The sequence below is a fragment of the Sphingobacteriaceae bacterium GW460-11-11-14-LB5 genome (genome assembly GCA_002151545.1).
GTDB lineage: Bacteria > Bacteroidota > Bacteroidia > Sphingobacteriales > Sphingobacteriaceae > Pedobacter.
The window spans coordinates 5,080,332-5,098,343 of record CP021237.1; the positions used below are offsets into that span (position 1 = coordinate 5,080,332).

Below are 18,012 nucleotides of genomic sequence, written 5' to 3' on the forward strand. Positions count from 1 at the left end.
AAGGATGTCGAAAACTAAGCTATGTAACCAATATCCATTGACAGTACAGTAGGATAGAAATCATATATTTTTGGCCTCATGTTCTAAAAGAAAAACCGGTCTATAGTTGGACAGGTCGTGTAAAAAAATTTCCAGTAGATATTAGCTGGTTAACTTCTCCAATGGTCAAAATCAAGCTGCTCCTGATCGACGAAGCTAAGGTCAAGTGCAGGGTGGTCTGGATAATCAAGCGGCGTGGCCTCGCCCGCAAAACGGTAATCCTTATCAATGGTGCAAGCCTCCATTAATTTTGACGGGATCTGGGTAAGGGCAATTTCGGTCAGACGTTCTTCGCTCGGTTCTTCCATGAGCCATTCCCAGGCAAGATCATCTGTAAGTATGGTAGGCATCCGTTTTTTAGAATTATGGATCTGCTGCATGATGCCATTGGCCGCCGTCGTTCCAAATGCAACGGTACGTACCCACTGCCCAGCTTCTTTATCGAACCAATCGTTATATACTCCAGGAAACCAGAAATATTCCTTGCCAACGATTCCAATTTGATATGGCACTTTATCGGTAGCCTTCAATAACTGCCCCTTTTTGCCATAGGTAGGCACATGCATGGATTCGATGATTCCGGTAGAAAGCACCAGGCATCTGCGCTGGCGTGCAGCCTCGGCCCACATGGATTTTTTTCCCACTTCGTTCTTAAACAGGTTTTCTGCCTTGAAATTTAGCGTCGTGTACATTCCCCTGAATTTCTTTGCCTCTTCGCGGTCTTTTGCATAGCCGGGGATAAATCCCCATTCGGCCTGCTGGATTTCGAAATCCCTGCGATCATCAGTAGCTACCACTATTGCGCATGGCGCATAATTGAATCCATTATGAACCCCGGTATCCAAAAAATCGTAATTCCTTACCGCTTTCTCTAACTGCTTAAGCTGTATAAATTCAGCCCTAGTCACTTTCTGTCCGTTGTAGTAACACATAATCCTATTTCCTTTTAGCGCGGATGTGCTCCGCTATTAATTTTCCTATATCGGTAGCCTCTTTCTGACGGCCCTGGGGGATAGAGGTCCAAAACTTATCTCCCGAAACGCCAACGCCAATTGAGATTACCAGTGGCCTTGCGCCTTTGCCAAAATCCACATGGAACACCCTTTTTCCCCCCAGCTCATGCTCTGCGATTCGCAGCTGCCGGCCCAGGTATTCAACATCAAACGGCGGTTCGATTTCTCTCATTACCTAAAGTTAGCGAAATAATCCAAATTAATCTTCGCTCTCCTCTTCGCGTTCTTCTGGATGTTCCTCGAAATATTCCCTAGCTTTTTTAAGTCCCGTTGCGATTGCAATGCCCTCATCACCAGATTCCTCCAAAACCCCATTTGCAATTTCTGTAGCCTTGTCCCTTAGATATTTGGGCTGGTTTTTATATGATGGCGGGTAGTCTCCGTTATACCATGGCATAATTCCTCCTTTTTTACCATAACACTCGCAAAATAGATTTGTTTCGGGCTGACATGCAGCTGAGCAAGCGGGCACATTATGACTAAAGAAAAAAATTACGCCAAGGCTATTATAATGCAGATAGAATAGTCCGTTAAGCGCATTTGATTCTTCCGGACCGTTTGCAATAGTTGCATCTGCTTGTTACCTTGTAGGAAAGTTAACTGTTGCGCAACATGAAACCTACCGATCCAAAGCTGACCAATATGCTAAAAATAGTGAAAGCCTATGAAGGCCAGGGGGAACAAAGCGTCATCGATAAGCTATTCGCAGGTGCGTTTTCGGCCAAATATAAGCCAGGGATCCGCGCATTGCAGGTGAGGGTTCCCATGTTGAGGCAGGAACACGGCAAAAATGCCCATGCTTTTCTTAGTGAACTTCCACCGGACACCTACTTTAATGCAACCCTTGAGTTTTTGGAAAGGAACAAGCTGAACCTGAAGCTCTACTATGGCACTGGGTCAACATCAGTTCCCAAACTAGAAGCACACTATACCTTAAAGGAAAAAATAACAAAACAGTCTCCTGAGGAAATAGAAATCATGGTCTATTCAGACAATATTCTTGGGACTTTCCTTTCCAGGAAGTTCAGGCTGGCAATCATCGGGTGATTACCAAAATATTTCTGATCGCTAATCCACAAAAAGAAAACGGCCCACATCCATGGGCCGCTTCGCTAAAATAAAAAAACCAATATTCTGGGCAACCAATGGCTATCCTGCTGCCTCCCAGATCAGCCGCAGGAGTTTCTTTAAGGTGTCGCGGAAGATTTCCCTCTCTTCTGGGATATTGATATCAATTCCGCATACACTGCTTTTATTTGTTTCGGCATGCCATACGTTATAATAAATCCCGCCAAGGATGATGGCAAAACATGCGCGCAGGGAAATATCACCGTTGTTTGCAGATTTATCGGCAAGCTCCAAAAGGATAGATGCCTTCCTTTCGCGCTGCTCGGAAACATCCCTCATCGTGGCATTTGCCGCCGAGATCTGCCAGAGAATGAACTTCTGCATTTCCACATTACTACTGAAATAATCAAACTGGCTCTGGTAGATGTTGGTGATAAAATCCTTTAGCTTGGACAGCTCCGGCAGCTCGCCTTCCTCTAGGCCGGTAAACACCGGCACCCAGAAATCCGTTGAGTGTATATATTCTTTTAGCAGGTTATCAAAATCCCCGAAATAAACATAGATATTCTTTGGATCGACATCGGCCTTGATCGCCACTTTGGTGACCGAAAGCCCATGATGGCCCTCTTTTCTTAAGATATCTCCGACCGCGCCGAGAATCGCAGCCCTTGTTTCTTCGGAATTCCTTTTCCTGAATTTATTCTTTCTGTTTTTCATCGATGAGCGCAGGGTCTATAAGTTATTGGTATTGACTTCCCAGTTGAAGCTTCTTTGCAATGTCGCTGAACGCATTGAGCACCTTATCCAGCTGGGGCCTGGTATGGGTAGCCATTAAACTCATCCTGATCCTGGAATCCTTTTTTGCTACCGCAGGGTACATGATAGGATTTGCATAAACACCTGCTCTAAGCAGCAATCTGCCTACCTCTAAAGTTTTAGGAATGTCCCTGATCTTGACCGGCACAATGCCAGATGCCGTTGTGCCGATATCCAGGCCCAATCCCTTTAGCCCATCCTGAAAATAGGTGATATTTTCCCATAGCATATCCTGCCACTCGGGCTCTTCATCGATAAGATCAATTGCCTTAAGTATGGCCATTGAAGCAGGGGATGCGGTAACCGAGAACAGGTGCTGGCGCGACTGGTATTTCAGAAACTGGATAAGCTCTGCACTTGCCACCACATATCCGCCCACATGCCCGAACGTTTTACTAAATGTCCCCGAGATGATATCCACCTTATCCAGCAGATCATAATCCTGGATCAGCCCTCGTCCGGTTCGTCCCAGCACTCCTATGCCGTGCGCATCATCTACCATAAGATATGCGCCGTAGAAATGGGTAAGCTCCAAGATTTTATCAAGCGGGGCAAGGTCGCCATCCTGCGAATACACCCCATCTACCACCACGATCCTTGTTCTATGGGTATCCCTACTTTCCCGCAACGCCCGCTCCAAGGCATCCATGTTATTGTGCAGGAACATCTTGATATTGGTATTCATGCAGCCTTCATAAACGCTGGCGTGGACGGCCATATCAAGGATTGCCATATCCTCTTTCTTAAGCAGGCAAAGTAGGCTCGCGCTATTTGCCGTGTACCCTGTTGTGTAGGTAATGGCCGCCTCCCTTCCAAAGAATGCTGCGATTTTTTGCTCTAGCATCTCGTGAAAAGAAAAATGGCCGCCAATGGCAGGGGAGGCACCAGCGCCCGTCCCGAACTTTTTGATGCCGTCGATTGCCGCTTTTTTGACCAGATCATGCTGGGTAAATCCGAGGTAATCATTGGACACCAGGCTGACGTATTTTTTCTTTCCGCCATAGCCCGCAATATCCAATTCTACCTCAGGGCCGCAGCCGCTCATTGTCTCCATACGGTAATTCAAATGACCCCTGCTTTTGAGATACTCCAGGTACTCTGCAAAGTATCTCGCACGCTGGTAGGCATCCATTCCCTCGATGTTTTCGAAGTCCTTAAAACTTGCTTTTTCAAAATTTATATCCATAATGTTTTTTGCTTTATGGAAGTAAAAGTATCAAGCCAACTCAAATGCCATTTTGAATTAGCGGAGTATTTGAAAAAAAGTTTTTTACGAGAAAAAATGTGCATTTTTATACTTGTAAAGCCTGTTATTTCAAGACCCATTGAATTAGATTTTATAACTCTCACCATTGGCACTTAACAAATGTTAAGCGAGATTTTGTTCTAAACCAGGCTTTCAAGGAGCTCATGTTTCAGCCGCGAGAAGGTAACCGAATTCATGTGGAGATAGGCAGCGATCTGCTTATCCAAAAACTGCAGGTTATTTTCCCTCTCGAGCATCGGAAACTGGGCATAGAATTCCCTGATCCTATCGATGCCCTTAAGCCCCAAAAGAATATCCCTCAACCGATCTTTATCCATAATGCTCGAAAGTATATTTGCCGCTAGCAAACTGGCTCCTGGATTTCTGGCAAATATCTGCCTGAGCGAAATCGTATCGATTGAAAGCAGCGTAGTATCTGCGCATGCCATAAGCCCTGTTTTAGATCTTCGTTTGTTAAAGAAGCTATCGGCTAGTAGCGCGATCTCGCCTTTCTGAAAAATACGAAACGGAACCCTCGCGCCAGCTGGATCGGTATAGAATGCATACGCCATGCCCTTATGGATGAAGAATGCTTTATTTGCAACCTTGCGCTCGGCCTGTAAAAGCGTAGGCTCGGCATATTCCTCATATTCCATCTCCGAATCAAGGGAATTCCTAAAGGTATGGTCATCTATCCGCTTGAAACTATCCAGAAAAGCCATCAGGTTATGGAATGCCGTTCTGGGTAGCCGTAATTTATTGGTGTTCATATTATGTATTGAATAGGGTGATTGGATAATTAATTCTTCTTTTTATTGGTCACTTTGTTTTACAGCTTTTAGTGAAACAAAAAAGACAGGCTTCCCTCCGGGAAGACCTGCCTGTTCACTATTAACTGATCTTGAGTATTAATTTTCTGTTGAAAAAGCATAAATGGTTTTTGTTCGATAGATTTCTCCGGGCCTAAGCAAGGTGCTCGGAAACTTTGGGCGGTTAGGGCTGTCGGGATAATGTTGGGTTTCCAGGCAGAATGCGGTTCGCAGACTATCAGGCCCTGTTCGCAGCCTGTTCTTTCCCTCCATAAAATTTCCAGAGTAGAACTGAAGTCCGGGCTGGTCGGTAAACACTTTCATCACAATGCCGGACTTTTCTCCCTTGACCATTGCGCTGGGAATGATTTTACTTTTGTTGAGCACATAGTTATGGTCATAGCCCTTGCCGAACCTGAGCTGCTCGTCGCTGTTACCAATTCTGCTTCCAATGGTCGTAGCGCCCCTAAAATCAAAGACCGTTTCCTCTACATCCCGGATTTCCCCGGTTGGGATTAGCGTGCTATCCACTGGCAGGAATGCATTGGCGTTGATCATGAGCACATGGCCCAAAATACTGCCCGTTCCATTGAGATTAAAAAAGGCGTGGTTGGTAAGATTGACGACCGTAGGCTTATCCGTTGTGGCTTCATAGTCTATAAGCAGCCTATTATCTCCCGTTAGCGTATAGGTAACTTTTGCAATTAATTCTCCAGGAAAACCATTCTCTCCATCAGGGGCCTTTAAGCTGCATACCAATACAGAATCACTTGCTTTCTCCAGCGACCACTTTTGATACTGGAAACCATCTTTTCCGCCGTGCAAAGCATTTACTCCATTATTAATGGTAATCTGGTATGGCTTGCCGTCTATGGAGAATTTACCCTTTGCGATCCTGTTGCCATAGCGTCCGATGGTTGCTCCAAAATAGGGTTCTGTGGAAGCGTCATAATCTTTTGGGTCATCGAATCCGACTACCACATCGACAAGCTTTCCGTTTTTGTCGGGCACTTTCAGCTCCATTAGCCTTGCCCCATTTTCGCAGAATTTTGCAGACGAGCCACTGGCGCCATTAATGGTAAACACTTTATATTCCGCCGTACTTTTGCAGCCGAAACTTGCAACTGCCAATAGGCCGATGGCGGAGATGGCCACCGCCTTTAAGTTTAAATTGATGTTTAAGATTTTCATAGGTAGATATTTCTAAAATTTCAATTATTTATTTGTGAAGGCTATTTTCACACCGAGCCACGGAGCAGCACCTGCATCGGGTTTCTCTTAGAACTGAACATTTTCCTCTGGATCATATCGGCTATAAAATTTCCCATCTGGGAAAAATCCGTACTTACAACGGTAATATCCAGCACCTGCTTCAATGCAGTATCATTAAAGGATATTACTCCAATGTCCCTTCCTAAAATCAGCCCAGTATTTTTTGCCAGTAATAGCACCTCGGCCAGATCCTGTTCGCGAAGCACAATATATACACTGCCCGAAGTAAGCGAAATAGCTTTCCCCAATCCCGAAAAAGAAACGTTGAAGGCTTTTGAGTCAAGCTCGCAATAATAACGTACACCATCAATGATCTCTTTGGGGTGATGGCTTCCTGAAGGGAACACTAACTCAAGAGCATTGTAGATGCGCAGCATCTCGCGCATCGCGCAAAGCCCCTCGCAGATGTCGCAGAAAAAATCCTGAAACACCGCACCAAGGTAGTTCGCGCCCTGCACCATTTTATCCAGCAACAACAGCTGTTCAGATGGGATGCGTTCGAGTAATTCCAAGACCATCGATTCGGGCGTTCCCTCAAAGAAGTGAGGCATCAACACGTAATAGTGGTATCCCCCAAGGTGCCTGTCTAGGAGCTCAGAAAATATTGCGGGATCGTAATGATGTATGCACAGATCTACCGATGCACCAGATCCAAGGCCAGTTACTATCCCATCATACACCATCTGTTTATAGGCACTAAGTTTATTGAAAAGCAAAAGCACCCGAAGCCTTGTATCCGGGACACGCTCCACAAATACTCCTTTGCCGGGAATCGAACTGATAAGTCCCTCCCTTCGTAGTAGAGCATATGCCTTTTCAACGGTGTCCCTTGCCACTTTGAATGTTATAGCTGCTTTGTTTACCGACAATAACTTATCTCCAAAGCCATACTCCCCACGTTCTATCTGAAGACGTAGCCGCAACGCAAGCTGTGCCGGAAGACTTATCACTCTTGAGGCATTTGACGCTAGGTTATTTGAACTCGAATTCTTCATTAGCCAAAAATCCAGTCCACTATTAATATGTTTTTTGCTATTACCATATTTTGTTTTCAATTATTAAAGTAAGCGGCTGGCCATCCAACCAAGCCGCTCTACTATCATTAACTAACCAACTATATACTAACCTAAAACAAGTACTAGTCGGCCACTTATTGTTTGTTAAACTCTATGATCATTTGTAAGAACAGCATATCAAGCCCAATCGGGCGGACAACGTCCGCCCGGGACCATCTATTAACTATTTAACCTAAACTATTCCATTTAAAGCTCTTTGCTCTCTCCCTTATCATTCACCTTATACCATTTTCCGCCCTCGAAAAGCGCTGCCTGATGGTCGCCTGCATGGCGATTGACATCTATACCAAGTACCTTTCCTTCATAATAAAATGCAATGTTTTCTGGAACTATTGTGTGTCCTGCTACAATGCGCTGTACCCCGAACACTCGGAGGGTTTCGGACACTTCAGCCTCGGTTGCCTTTGGGTCAAAGAAATATCCTCGGTACCAGAACAGCGAACTCTCGCCCTTAAAAAATGGATCGATCTTAGCATCGCCTACTCCCTTAAGTACCTTCACCTTATCATAATATGGCCTGCAAAGCCTGTTGATGTCCGCGACCGAAAGTCCAAGAGAGTTGATAATGGGAGATACCCCCGCGTGCATACATAGATTATCACCAATTTTTTCAATCGTATTCTTTGTGCGAAGCCATCTACCAAGCTCAGCGTCCGTACCGTAAAGCGACAGGTAATCAACCCCTAAGATTTTCGCCGACTCTATATATTTTTGCTGTACATAACGCAGGTCGCCGGAAAGGTTCATGATATCATGGTTTCCAAGTATCGTATGCACATATCCTCCGGCGGCTCTGGCTAAATCTTCAAGTTTATAGATCAGCCATATACTCTCGGGAACCGAAAGGCCGCGGTCGAAAAGGTCGCCGCATATAACAAGGTGTCCCCTGCCGAATGTCCACTGGTATTTTTCATTGATGACCTTGTTTGCGATTAGTAGCCTCCTAAATCCCTCGAACTCCCCTTCGATATCTGATACTATGAAAAGTTTTTCTGGCTGTACATACTCGGAAGCCTCGACCTTAAGCTCTAGGCGCAATGGCACCTTAAAATCCCAGTCGCTGTGTCCATCAAAATTTACCTCGATTTCCCTTTGTGTCTTTTTATCGCTCGCAAAACTTTGAATAACCGCTTTTCCACTTACTACCGACATCACCTTTGTACTGTCGCCCGCATACTTTGCATATGGGCCATCATTGATCCCTTGCGCAAATCCATTAAGGGCTAAAAGCGCCAACAGAAAACTGCCTATAATTTTTTTCATCATCATATTTTTAAATTCTCCTCTAATCATTCACTTAATTTTTTTACCGGAACCCAGATCTGCTTGAACTGCATTATATCGCTATCTATAAGGTAGCGCAGGATAAACCTTGCCTCCGAAACGGATATCTTGAGCTCTACCGCCACCTCTTCCAATACAAATGCTTCCTCGGAAACCACCATGATAAAAGCATCAACTGTCTCATTTGGTATGCCCAGCTCTTCCAGCGCCATCATTTTTTCTTTTTAGTTAATGACCTGATCAATTCCGTTTCTTTTGGATCATAGGGCGTTCCGTCCTTTCTGAAAATATCATGGAACCATAATGCAGGTTCCTTCTCGCCCCAATCTTTTTCGTCCCAGGCATATTTGGTCTGTGTCTTTCCATCGACCAGTCCCCAGTTGATTGCACCAATATTCTGCTTTTTGAGCATTGGGAGTATGGCCTCAAATGTGGACCCCCGCTTTCGAGCCATGTACTCTGTACATATCAAAGGCCTGCCTCCGGACACTCGGTTCAGAGAATCAATTCTTCTCTGGTGGATTTCGGGCTTATCGTAACTATGGTAGGTAATCACATCCGAATTCTCGATCTGAAATTTAGTTATTTCCCTTTCACCATCATCGTAGATACCAGAGGTCAGTGGCTGGGAAGGGTCAGCTTTCCTTGCCCAGCCGAAAGCCTCTATCATTAAGGGACGACTCTTGTCATGTTGATCGAACTGACCAGGTTCATTGTAGATATCCCACATCAGCACTCGCCTGTCTGTTCTAAAAGTTGTAAGGATATCGGTCAGATAGGCTTTAAGCGTATCGAGCAATGGCCCACCTTTCTGCACGATGTTCCCAGGATCTTTAAGCCATCCGCTGTTATGGATTCCAGGCTTGGGGCTTGGCTGCTCGCCTATTTTGTATGTATCATTCCAGCAGTCGTCAAAGAAAACGAATATGATCTTAATCTTATGTTTACTAGCTGCCGCTAAGAATTGTGACATTCGGTTCTTAAAGCCATTTGGATCTACTTGCCAGGCCAGATGGTGCAAATATACCCTCATCGAATTCATACCAATTGCCTGCGCAAGGGCCAGCTCGTGATCAATGGCTTTCAAATCGAAAGTGGCCTCCTGCCAGAACTCTAACTGGTTGATGGCATACGCAGGGCAGTAGTTCGCACCAACTAACCAGCCCTGTCTGCTATACCATTTTTTTGCTTGTGCTAATTCATACCGCTGCGCAAGTGCCAATTGTTCCAGCAGCATCAGGCAGATAATTATTGTAATATATTTCTTCATTTGATCAAAATTTATGTATTCTGTTAGCGTGAACCCAACCATTTTTCCTTTGGCCACACATAACACTTCTAAATGTATTTTCTAGGTCCAAATCTCCAATCGCTGTCACTAAACCTATCTAAAAAAACTTCCGCTTATTTGCATATTATACATTCTCAATTTAGGTTGACGTCCTAACCTTAAAATCTTATAATCGGGTAAAGTAACTCCTTATCTCCATTTGGGGGCAGGTCGTCTTTTGGGCCATAAGGTCTCTAAGGTGTTACCATCGTAGAGCACTCCGTCTTTCATCACATATCTGATCTCCCTCGTGTTATGTATATCCTCCAAAGGATTTTTTTCAAGTATCAATAGGTCAGCTATTTTGCCCGGCTCTAAACTGCCCAAATCTGCCTGAAGTCCGAGCGCCTGGGCGCCGACAATGGTAGCTGCCTGCAACACTTCCGTGTTGCTCATTCCACCCATCTGCAATGCCCAAATCTCATTATGCATCCCAATCCCCTCATTATTTCCATGACTACCAACTCCTATCTTCCCACCACTTTTAAATATCCCATAGTCGATCTTCGCTGTCGATAGAAAACCTGGCTGAATTGAATCTTTCGGGATCGACATCCGTATCGTTTCTAATGTCTCTGCACCGTTAGTTGTTGGACGAGCAATCGTTTGAGTAGGGTCACTATAGGTGAAACGTTCAAGCTTTACATCTTCTTCATGCCAATATTTGTATTTAAAAAATTCTTTTGCCGGTTCGATACCGTATCCCACTTGTAACGCAGGCGTCAAATAGGTCTCTGATTTTGCATAAAACTGGATGACGTCGTCATAAACGTCCCCCCATTCCGGGTTATGTTCTATCCCCGGACTACCATCCTTGATCATCGCTATTTGGCCGATTAAATCGCGATCTCCTTCATTGGTCATATTTAGACCTGCTTTATCTGATGCAAGTAATGTCCATTGTCTTTGCAAACGAGTTTTTAAACCATATTGCTTAATCGATATTCCACCCATTTGTTTTCTTTTGTTAATCGTATGCTGCACATCTGACTGGCTGTCCATTGAAACAGTTCCATCATAAGAACCCTCTGCCATACGCACAGCGCGGCCGACTGTGATGAGCCTTGGTCCAAGCATGTGACCGGATCTCAACAACTCTGCATAGCCAAAGCTGTCATAATTTTGGGATGGATCGCGGGCAGTTGTGACACCATACGCTAAGTTCGCCAACATCATCCAGCTCTGTTGGGGGAACACATTGGATGGGACACCTATATGGCAGTGGAGATCGATCAAACCAGGCATTATGGTTTTGCCAGCCAAGTCTATAACTTTAGCGTTTTTTGGTATATTGGGTTTACCTCGTTTTCCAATCGTCAGAATCTTTCCATCCTTGATCACCAATGTGCCATTTTCAATAACCTCCCAAGCACCCATGGTAATGATTTTTGCATTTGTCAGTGCTATTGTGCCCGTTCCAATCATTGAAGGCACAGTAAGGTTTACGGCAAGTGATTTTTCTGGTTTAACGATTGAAGTAACAATTCCCTTAGCTGGAATAAGCTTAGCTATTTCAGCAAGACTTGCACTATGGAATTGATTTGCAAATACCCAACAAATCATTTTACCATCACTGCTCCAAATCGGGTCTACGCCTGCAGCGAACCGTATCGCTGCTTTTGGCAAGCCATTATCAAATAACTCGGTTTTTGTGGTAGTTTTGTTTGCCTTAAGCAGCATTACATCATCTCCTTGTGAATAGATTAAGTAGTTCCCATCGGGAGAAAGCGAACACCCTGTAAGATGCCGGGGTCTCTGTTGCTTATCCGTTATCAACACTTCAATAGAATCTGACACAAGCGATTTGCTTATCAGTACTTGCGTCTGAGGTTTTGAACCGGGGATATAAGGTACGTAATAAATAGCTTTTCCATTCCTTGAAAACGAAAGCTTGTTCCATAGCTGAACATCCGTGTCTAGTATTCTTTGTTTCCCATCTATCAGTGAAATTAGCAATAAGCTTCCTTTGCCGGCATCATCGCGATCACCCAAAACAGGCTCACCCTTGATCACAGCAATATATTTTCCATCCTGAGAAAAACAGGGGTTTTGATACTGGCCTGAAATATCTGCCAGTTTTTTTTGCTGTCCATTCCTTGCATTTGTCAACCAAAGCGATCCTCCATCTTTGTCGTCCCAGGTTACGTATACAATCCAGTTTCCATCTGGCGACCATACAGGTTGATATTGGTTGATATTTTGTGTGGCTAGAATTTTTGGCGTCCCCTTTGGTATTTCCATTGTGTAAATCTTGTTCATAGCCGAAAACACCAATTTTTTCCCGTTGGGACTAATGCTAGCATTTCGGATATATTTTGTGTTGAAGTCGTTCTGTTTCAATTTGAATGTATGGTATGCCAAGGGACCACAAGAAACACTAACCCTTGCTTCAAAAGGAACAACTTTATCTTCACCTGTAAGTTCTACTTTATGTATCTTTCCTCCATAGCCGATGAAGATGGAAGAGTTGTCGGCTGAAAACGCAAAATTTTGCCGATAATCCTTACTCGTATCTTGTACTGAAAGAAATTGAACAAGCACTTTTTCTTTTCCTCTTTGGGTATTCATGAGATAAAGGCTCGTTCTTCCCTGTTTTTTACCAATACCCTTTTCCTTTCTCTGTTTTGCCTGTTGCCAAGCAACCCATTTTCCATCACTGGAAATGCAGTTAGCGTCTTTTGGCACCCCACCTGGTAACTTCACATTGGTGAGCAAAGTTGAGAGTCGCCGAAATGGGTCCTTATAAACCATTTCCTTGATTTCAATATTTCCATTTTCAATATTGCGAATATGAGTTTTCATTGTACCGGTGCTATCACACTGATAGGCAATGAATTTACTGTCGGGCGACCATACCGGATTGAGATGAAGCGCAACGCCCTTTGTGAGCTGTATCGCTGTTCCTCCTGAGATAGGAAGCAGATAAATATCCCCAAGCAGGTCGAAAGCCAGCATCTTTCCATCTGGGGAGGGATTCACATTCATACAACTACCTTCGGTAACAACGAACTCAATGTTCCGCGTAGGCTTTATAGGCAACTGTTGCGCCCTTGTTGTTAAAGTGCCAACAACTAGCCATACAAAAAAATTTAAATTTCTGATTATCATATATTTAGGATAATTTCTTTGTTTAAGTCTGGGCGGATTGCGATTTAAAATTAAGTTGCTTGATAGAGAGGTTCAACATTTCGGCCTGACGAAACTCAAACTGCTTGATGGCATACGCAGGGCAGTAGCTCGCACAACTAACCGGCCCTGTCTGCTTCACCATTCTTTTGCCTTTTCCATTGTCTATTGTTTGCGCAAAAAGTCCCGAACTCGCCATTATTACAAAAAGAAAAACTATTAAGTATTTTTTCATCTTATCAAAATTTTATGTTTTCCAGCAGTAAGCTGTCTTTCAAATTCTTTTACTCCAACTTCGGCTTTTGCCCCTTCTGGGATATCTACAGTAAGTTCAACTCCTCGCTGAACCCTTTTCCATTTAACCCCGAGTTCACCAAATGGGCTTCTATATGTCCCGCTGGCCCAGTCAAGATTTTTTGGAAAAACAGGCGCTATGGTAAACCGGGAAAAACCTGCGAAATCTTCATTGGGTTTTATCCCCACAAGGCTTCGATAGCACCATGCATTAAAATCGCCGAAGAACACATGGTTCAGGGACTCATCCTTTGGCTCCCATCCCTCGTACAATGTAGTTGCCCACCCAGTAATCCATTTGCCCCAGCCAGCGTTCGGATTAGTAAGAAGGGCAAAAGCCTCATCAGGGTAACCGTTATCGCTAAGTGCCGACAGGACCCATTTTGTTCCGAGCACCCCAAAATCAGGTACAAATTCTCTATCAAGCACGCCTTTTGCAAGCTCCGCCGCAACTGTTTTTATCGATTGCTCGGGACATAGCCCATTTACCAAAGCGCCGCTAAGTGCAGTAAGCGTTTTCACTTTGTAGGTTCCTGCCGATAGATCGAAAAACTCATCATTAAATGCCTCCTTTACGCTGTCGGCCATTTTCATATAACTGGCTGCCTCGACATATCCCAGCACTTTAGCCATTTTGGAAAGCACGACCAGATCGCGGTATAAAAATATTGTTGAGGTACAGGCTTTTGGCGTTTTTTCCACCGAAAGGAAATCGTCCAATCCTGTCCTGTAAATATTTCCGGATGCCTTAGCCTTTTCGGCCAAATAACCTACGTAGCGCTTTACCGCTTCATAATTTTCCTTTAGCACTTCTGTATCGCCCGTGTGAACATATACTTGCCAGGTTATCAGCGGTAATGCCGAACCCCAAGCTGGACCAAAATCCCTGTCCGATGGGTCGATCCAATGATATCCAATTCCTTTGGTTGGCGCTACCCCGGGCAGGCTTCCGTCTTCAAGCTGCACATCCCGGATATCTCCCAAAAACTTTCTGTAACTCGAGGCTGCATCAAAATTCCAAAGTCCAATCTCGCAAGCTACATGTGCATCGGCAAGCCACCCCATTTTTTCCCTTTGCGGACAATCTGTTGGGATGCCCACATAGTTTGAACGGTAGCTTTGAAGCGCTGCCGCATTAAGCTGGTTGAGCATTTTGGATGAACTTTTGAAACTTCCAGCTGTAGTAAAATCTGTGCTATAGAACAATCCAAGTATAGAGGATTTAGAAAGCTTTACCTCTCCCTGGACTTTTACCTGAACATACCGAGATCCATGGTAAGTAAACCGCGGGGTATAGGTTTCCACATTTCCGCCCCTTAAGATATAAATGTCGGTAGCAAATTTTGGATCAGATTGTGGCCCGATCATCTGCCCGGCATTATGTAGCGAGTCCAGCGAGCCGTCAGGATTCAACCGCTCACTGTACTTGATTATTGCTTTGTCACCAGAATTGCCCTTTATCTTTAACCTAACTACGCCCGCAAAATTTTCTCCCATATCGTAGAGGTAAACTCCAGCGGACAACTCCCTATAATCTTTTGGCTTGATATAACGGATGACCTTAACGGGCGGCATTGAAACCTGTTCCATTATACCCTCAGGTGATATCGCAGGCAACGCCGCTTTCCAGCCGCTGTCATCAAAACCAACCTTGTTCCAACCAGGCATCTCTTTTCTAGCATCATATATCTCGCCCGCTGGAAGGCTGTTGAACTGACTGGCTCCGTATCCGGTTTTCCAAGATGGGTCACTTGAAATCACTTTTTGAATGCCACCATTATACTCTAGCACCAGATCCATGATCACTCTAGGCGATTTTCTCCAACCGATCTTATCAAAATTCCAGATCGTCTTGCTCTGCATATTGAACCAGCCATTTCCAAGCTCAACTCCTATAGAGTTTTTACCAGTTCGCACCAGATGGGTGACATCATATTTGCTGTAATGCAACCGTTTATCGTATCTGGTAAATCCAGGTTCCAATACCGCACTGGTAACTGGTTTTCCGTTGAGCGTAGCATGGTGATATCCTACTCCGCAGATGTACAGCGTTGCCTTATTGAGCCGCATTCCGTTTCCATAATGATGCAGGCGAGAAGCGGTTGTAAATTCTTTCCGAAAGAGAGGGGATGGGCCAATGTTTATGTTTTCTGTTGACGTAATCCACGAACCCTTGAAATGGTAAATATCCTGCGCATCTGCAGAACCTATTCCGATCAGAAATGCCAAAAGTACTACCAGAAAAATCTTAATCCCGCTCATTTTATTTAACCGCTAACTGGACTACGCTTTTAGGTGGTAACACTACCATAAGCTTTCCATCTTGAAATTTCGCTGCTACAAACGGTGCCAGTTTTACCTCTGGACTTTTTCCAAAATCATTGAACGAATTTATTTTTGGCGCCGTAAGCAATTGCCCATTTATACTTGTTCCATGTATATCGATCTTCACAGTAATCTCTTTTGTAGGATCGATATTCACCATTGTGATGTTTATGGTTGAATCTTTTGTTGATGCAGATGCATTTACCGCTTTCAGGGACTTACCTTCGAAACTGTAATCTGGTGAGGAAATAGTCAAAGGAAGTAGTTTTGCATCTTGGTGAACCTTCATCATATCAAACACATGGTATGTAGGGGTAAGCACCATCTGATCTCCCTTGGTAAGAATGACCGAATGGATGACATTAACGGTTTGCGCCAGATTTGCCACTCGTATACGGTCTGAATGGTTATTGAAAATGTTCAATGTAGACGCAGCAATTAGCGCATCGCGCAGAGAATTCTGCTGGAACAGCCAATCCTTCGGCTGCCCAGGTTCCTGCGCAGTCCAGATTCCCCATTCATCTACCAGCAATGCCGCCTTTTTTTGGGGGTCATATTTATCCATAATGGCGCTATGTTTACTCACTACTTCCTCCATTTTTAGGGCATTGGCCAGTCCTCCGAAATACTGGTCCTCACCAAATGAGGTTGCAGATCCAGAGGGCGGCCAATGACCTGTGATGAGTGTATAGTAATGCAATGATAGACCCCACATTTGGCTCCAGTGAATATTTTTCATGCATACCTCTGTCCAGTTATAGTCCTCGGCATTTGCACCGGAAACAATCTTTTTAAGCTTAGGGGCACCAGGATAGGTTTCACAGAAACTAGCATATTGCTTATAAAGGCCTACGTAATGTTCAGGGGTCATATCTCCTCCACAGCCCCAGCTTTCGTTTCCCACTCCCCAAAATGAAATTCCATAAGGCTTTGGGTGTCCATTTTTTCTTCGCTCTTCGGCAAACGTTGATTTGGAATCTGAGTTCAGGTATTCGATCCAGCTTGCCATTTCCTGTGGAGTTCCAGTTCCAACATTGCCAGCAATGTAAGGCTCACAACCAATCCGCTCACACAGATCTAGGAACTCGTGCGTACCGAAGGAATTGTTCTCTTCGACCATTCCCCATGTTGTGTTTATTCTGACCGGACGTGAAGTTTTCGCTCCGATTCCATCACGCCAGTGGTATTCATCAGCGAAACATCCGCCAGGCCAGCGCAGGTTTGGCACTTTTATTTTTTTTAAGGCCATTACAATATCCTCACGGATTTTTCTATTCCGGTAAAATCCATCATAGATACTTCGCCCAAGGTGTTCTGCAAACTGTCCGTAGATATGCCTGCTTATAACTGGTGCATCAGTTTTAGATTCCAACTTGATTTCGGCTGTTTGCCCGAGGGCATAAGTTGAAGCTAGGAGCAATAAAAATGTCAAAAAGCGGGTCATTTTTTTGGCTTATATTTTTGTTCCAAGATCCAACTTATGCAGTCATCAATCCACTGCACCTTCGCTTTTTTATTGTTTATACCATATCCATGGGCTCCTCTTTCATAAAGGAAAATATCCATCGGCACATGATGCTGCTTCAAAGCTGCCGCGAAATAAAGGCTGTTCTTTACGTCAACTATCTTGTCATCCATACCAGAAGTCATAAATGTAGGCGGGGTATTTTCGGTAACCTGAAGTTCATTTGAATAATATTTGATCTGCTCGGAAGTAAACGACGGTCCGATCAGGTTCATCCTCGATCCTTGGTGGGTAAGCGAATCAGCAAAACTGATGACTGGATAAACTAACACCAAAAAATCTGGTCTCAATGAAGTCTTTCTTGGATTTTGAAGTTCTGTTTTGTCATATCTAACGCCTACCGTAGAAACGAGATGTCCCCCTGCAGAAAAGCCCATAATGCCGAGTTTATTTGGATCTACTTGAAGCTCTTTAGCATTTTCCCTGACATATTGTATAGCACGCTGTGCATCTGTCAAGGGCACTATCTCTTTGTGATCCATACGCAGATCAGAAGGCACACGGTAATCTAAAAGGATGGCGGTAATTCCCGACTCGCTAAGTTTCTTCGCCGCTGGTATTCCTTCGACACCGTTAGCTCTGCCACCATAGGAACCGCCTGAACAAACTATGACCACTGTTCCCTTGGCTTTTTCTTTTACGGGCCTGTAAACCGTAAGTTTTGGCACCTCTGTTTTCTCTTTTGCAAATGGTATTTTTCCTTCTGGGTAGAGGGGAATTATTTGTTGCGCTCGAGCGCTATAAGCGAACAGGAGCAAAGCCCATATTAATTTTTTCATATTTGGTTTA

Annotated in this window: 17 protein-coding genes; 1 reads left to right on the top strand and 16 read right to left on the bottom strand. The window is 44.3% G+C overall.

What is annotated here, in order from left to right; all coding sequences use genetic code 11:
• Positions 1 to 149 precede the first annotated feature (149 nt).
• Genes CA265_20520 through CA265_20530 form a run of 3 tightly spaced genes read right to left on the bottom strand, consistent with a single transcriptional unit; the run spans position 150 to position 1,449 of the window.
• The gene (locus tag CA265_20520; protein ID ARS41909.1) at positions 150 to 971 is read right to left on the bottom strand and encodes a hypothetical protein; all 822 of its coding nucleotides are present in this window, start codon (positions 969 to 971) and stop codon (positions 150 to 152) included.
• Between the two features lie 4 nt (positions 972 to 975).
• Entirely contained in the window at positions 976 to 1,224 is a 249-nt protein-coding gene (locus tag CA265_20525; protein ID ARS41910.1) for a hypothetical protein, read from the bottom strand.
• Between the two features lie 27 nt (positions 1,225 to 1,251).
• Entirely contained in the window at positions 1,252 to 1,449 is a 198-nt protein-coding gene (locus tag CA265_20530; protein ARS41911.1) for a hypothetical protein, read from the bottom strand.
• A 215-nt stretch (positions 1,450 to 1,664) separates the two neighbouring features.
• On the opposite strand from CA265_20530, the gene CA265_20535 reads away from it, so the two are divergent.
• Positions 1,665 to 2,099 (top strand): hypothetical protein, encoded by a 435-nt coding sequence (locus tag CA265_20535; GenBank protein ARS41912.1) that lies wholly within the window; start codon positions 1,665 to 1,667, stop codon positions 2,097 to 2,099.
• Positions 2,100 to 2,201: 102 nt separating this feature from the next.
• Here the strand turns inward: CA265_20535 and CA265_20540 are convergent, their stop codons facing one another.
• The 13 genes from CA265_20540 to CA265_20600 all read right to left on the bottom strand — a co-directional run bounded on the left by CA265_20540 (position 2,202) and on the right by CA265_20600 (position 18,002).
• Positions 2,202 to 2,837: a hypothetical protein gene (locus CA265_20540; protein ID ARS41913.1), complete on the bottom strand. Its 636-nt coding sequence runs from the start codon at positions 2,835 to 2,837 to the stop codon at positions 2,202 to 2,204.
• Positions 2,838 to 2,859: 22 nt separating this feature from the next.
• Positions 2,860 to 4,122, bottom strand: coding sequence for a 2-amino-3-ketobutyrate CoA ligase (locus tag CA265_20545; GenBank protein ID ARS41914.1), 1,263 nt, complete (start codon positions 4,120 to 4,122; stop codon positions 2,860 to 2,862).
• Positions 4,123 to 4,322: 200 nt separating this feature from the next.
• On the bottom strand, positions 4,323 to 4,952 hold the full coding sequence (locus tag CA265_20550; GenBank protein ARS41915.1) for a hypothetical protein: 630 nt from the start codon (positions 4,950 to 4,952) through the stop codon (positions 4,323 to 4,325).
• Between the two features lie 138 nt (positions 4,953 to 5,090).
• A complete protein-coding gene (locus CA265_20555; GenBank protein ARS41916.1) occupies positions 5,091 to 6,182 on the bottom strand; it encodes a galactose-1-epimerase in 1,092 nt (363 codons plus the stop codon).
• Between the two features lie 47 nt (positions 6,183 to 6,229).
• Positions 6,230 to 7,318, bottom strand: a complete 1,089-nt coding sequence (locus CA265_20560) for a hypothetical protein (protein ID ARS41917.1) — start codon at positions 7,316 to 7,318, stop codon at positions 6,230 to 6,232.
• 207 nt (positions 7,319 to 7,525) lie between these two features.
• Entirely contained in the window at positions 7,526 to 8,602 is a 1,077-nt protein-coding gene (locus CA265_20565; protein ID ARS43075.1) for a metallophosphoesterase, read from the bottom strand.
• 26 nt (positions 8,603 to 8,628) lie between these two features.
• Positions 8,629 to 8,838, bottom strand: a complete 210-nt coding sequence (locus CA265_20570; GenBank protein ARS41918.1) for a hypothetical protein — start codon at positions 8,836 to 8,838, stop codon at positions 8,629 to 8,631.
• On the bottom strand, positions 8,835 to 9,893 hold the full coding sequence (locus CA265_20575) for a 1,4-beta-xylanase (GenBank protein ID ARS43076.1): 1,059 nt from the start codon (positions 9,891 to 9,893) through the stop codon (positions 8,835 to 8,837). Before CA265_20575 ends, CA265_20570 begins: the two co-directional genes overlap by 4 nt.
• Before the next feature lie 210 nt (positions 9,894 to 10,103).
• Positions 10,104 to 13,061 (bottom strand): hypothetical protein, encoded by a 2,958-nt coding sequence (locus tag CA265_20580; protein ARS41919.1) that lies wholly within the window; start codon positions 13,059 to 13,061, stop codon positions 10,104 to 10,106.
• A 22-nt stretch (positions 13,062 to 13,083) separates the two neighbouring features.
• A complete protein-coding gene (locus CA265_20585) occupies positions 13,084 to 13,314 on the bottom strand; it encodes a hypothetical protein (protein ID ARS41920.1) in 231 nt (76 codons plus the stop codon).
• Positions 13,311 to 15,635, bottom strand: a complete 2,325-nt coding sequence (locus tag CA265_20590; protein ID ARS41921.1) for a hypothetical protein — start codon at positions 15,633 to 15,635, stop codon at positions 13,311 to 13,313. Before CA265_20590 ends, CA265_20585 begins: the two co-directional genes overlap by 4 nt.
• A gap of 1 nt (position 15,636) precedes the next feature.
• The gene (locus CA265_20595; protein ID ARS41922.1) at positions 15,637 to 17,142 is read right to left on the bottom strand and encodes an alpha-N-arabinofuranosidase; all 1,506 of its coding nucleotides are present in this window, start codon (positions 17,140 to 17,142) and stop codon (positions 15,637 to 15,639) included.
• The gene (locus CA265_20600) at positions 17,139 to 18,002 is read right to left on the bottom strand and encodes a hypothetical protein (GenBank protein ID ARS41923.1); all 864 of its coding nucleotides are present in this window, start codon (positions 18,000 to 18,002) and stop codon (positions 17,139 to 17,141) included. Before CA265_20600 ends, CA265_20595 begins: the two co-directional genes overlap by 4 nt.
• Between the last annotated feature and the right edge of the window lie 10 nt (positions 18,003 to 18,012).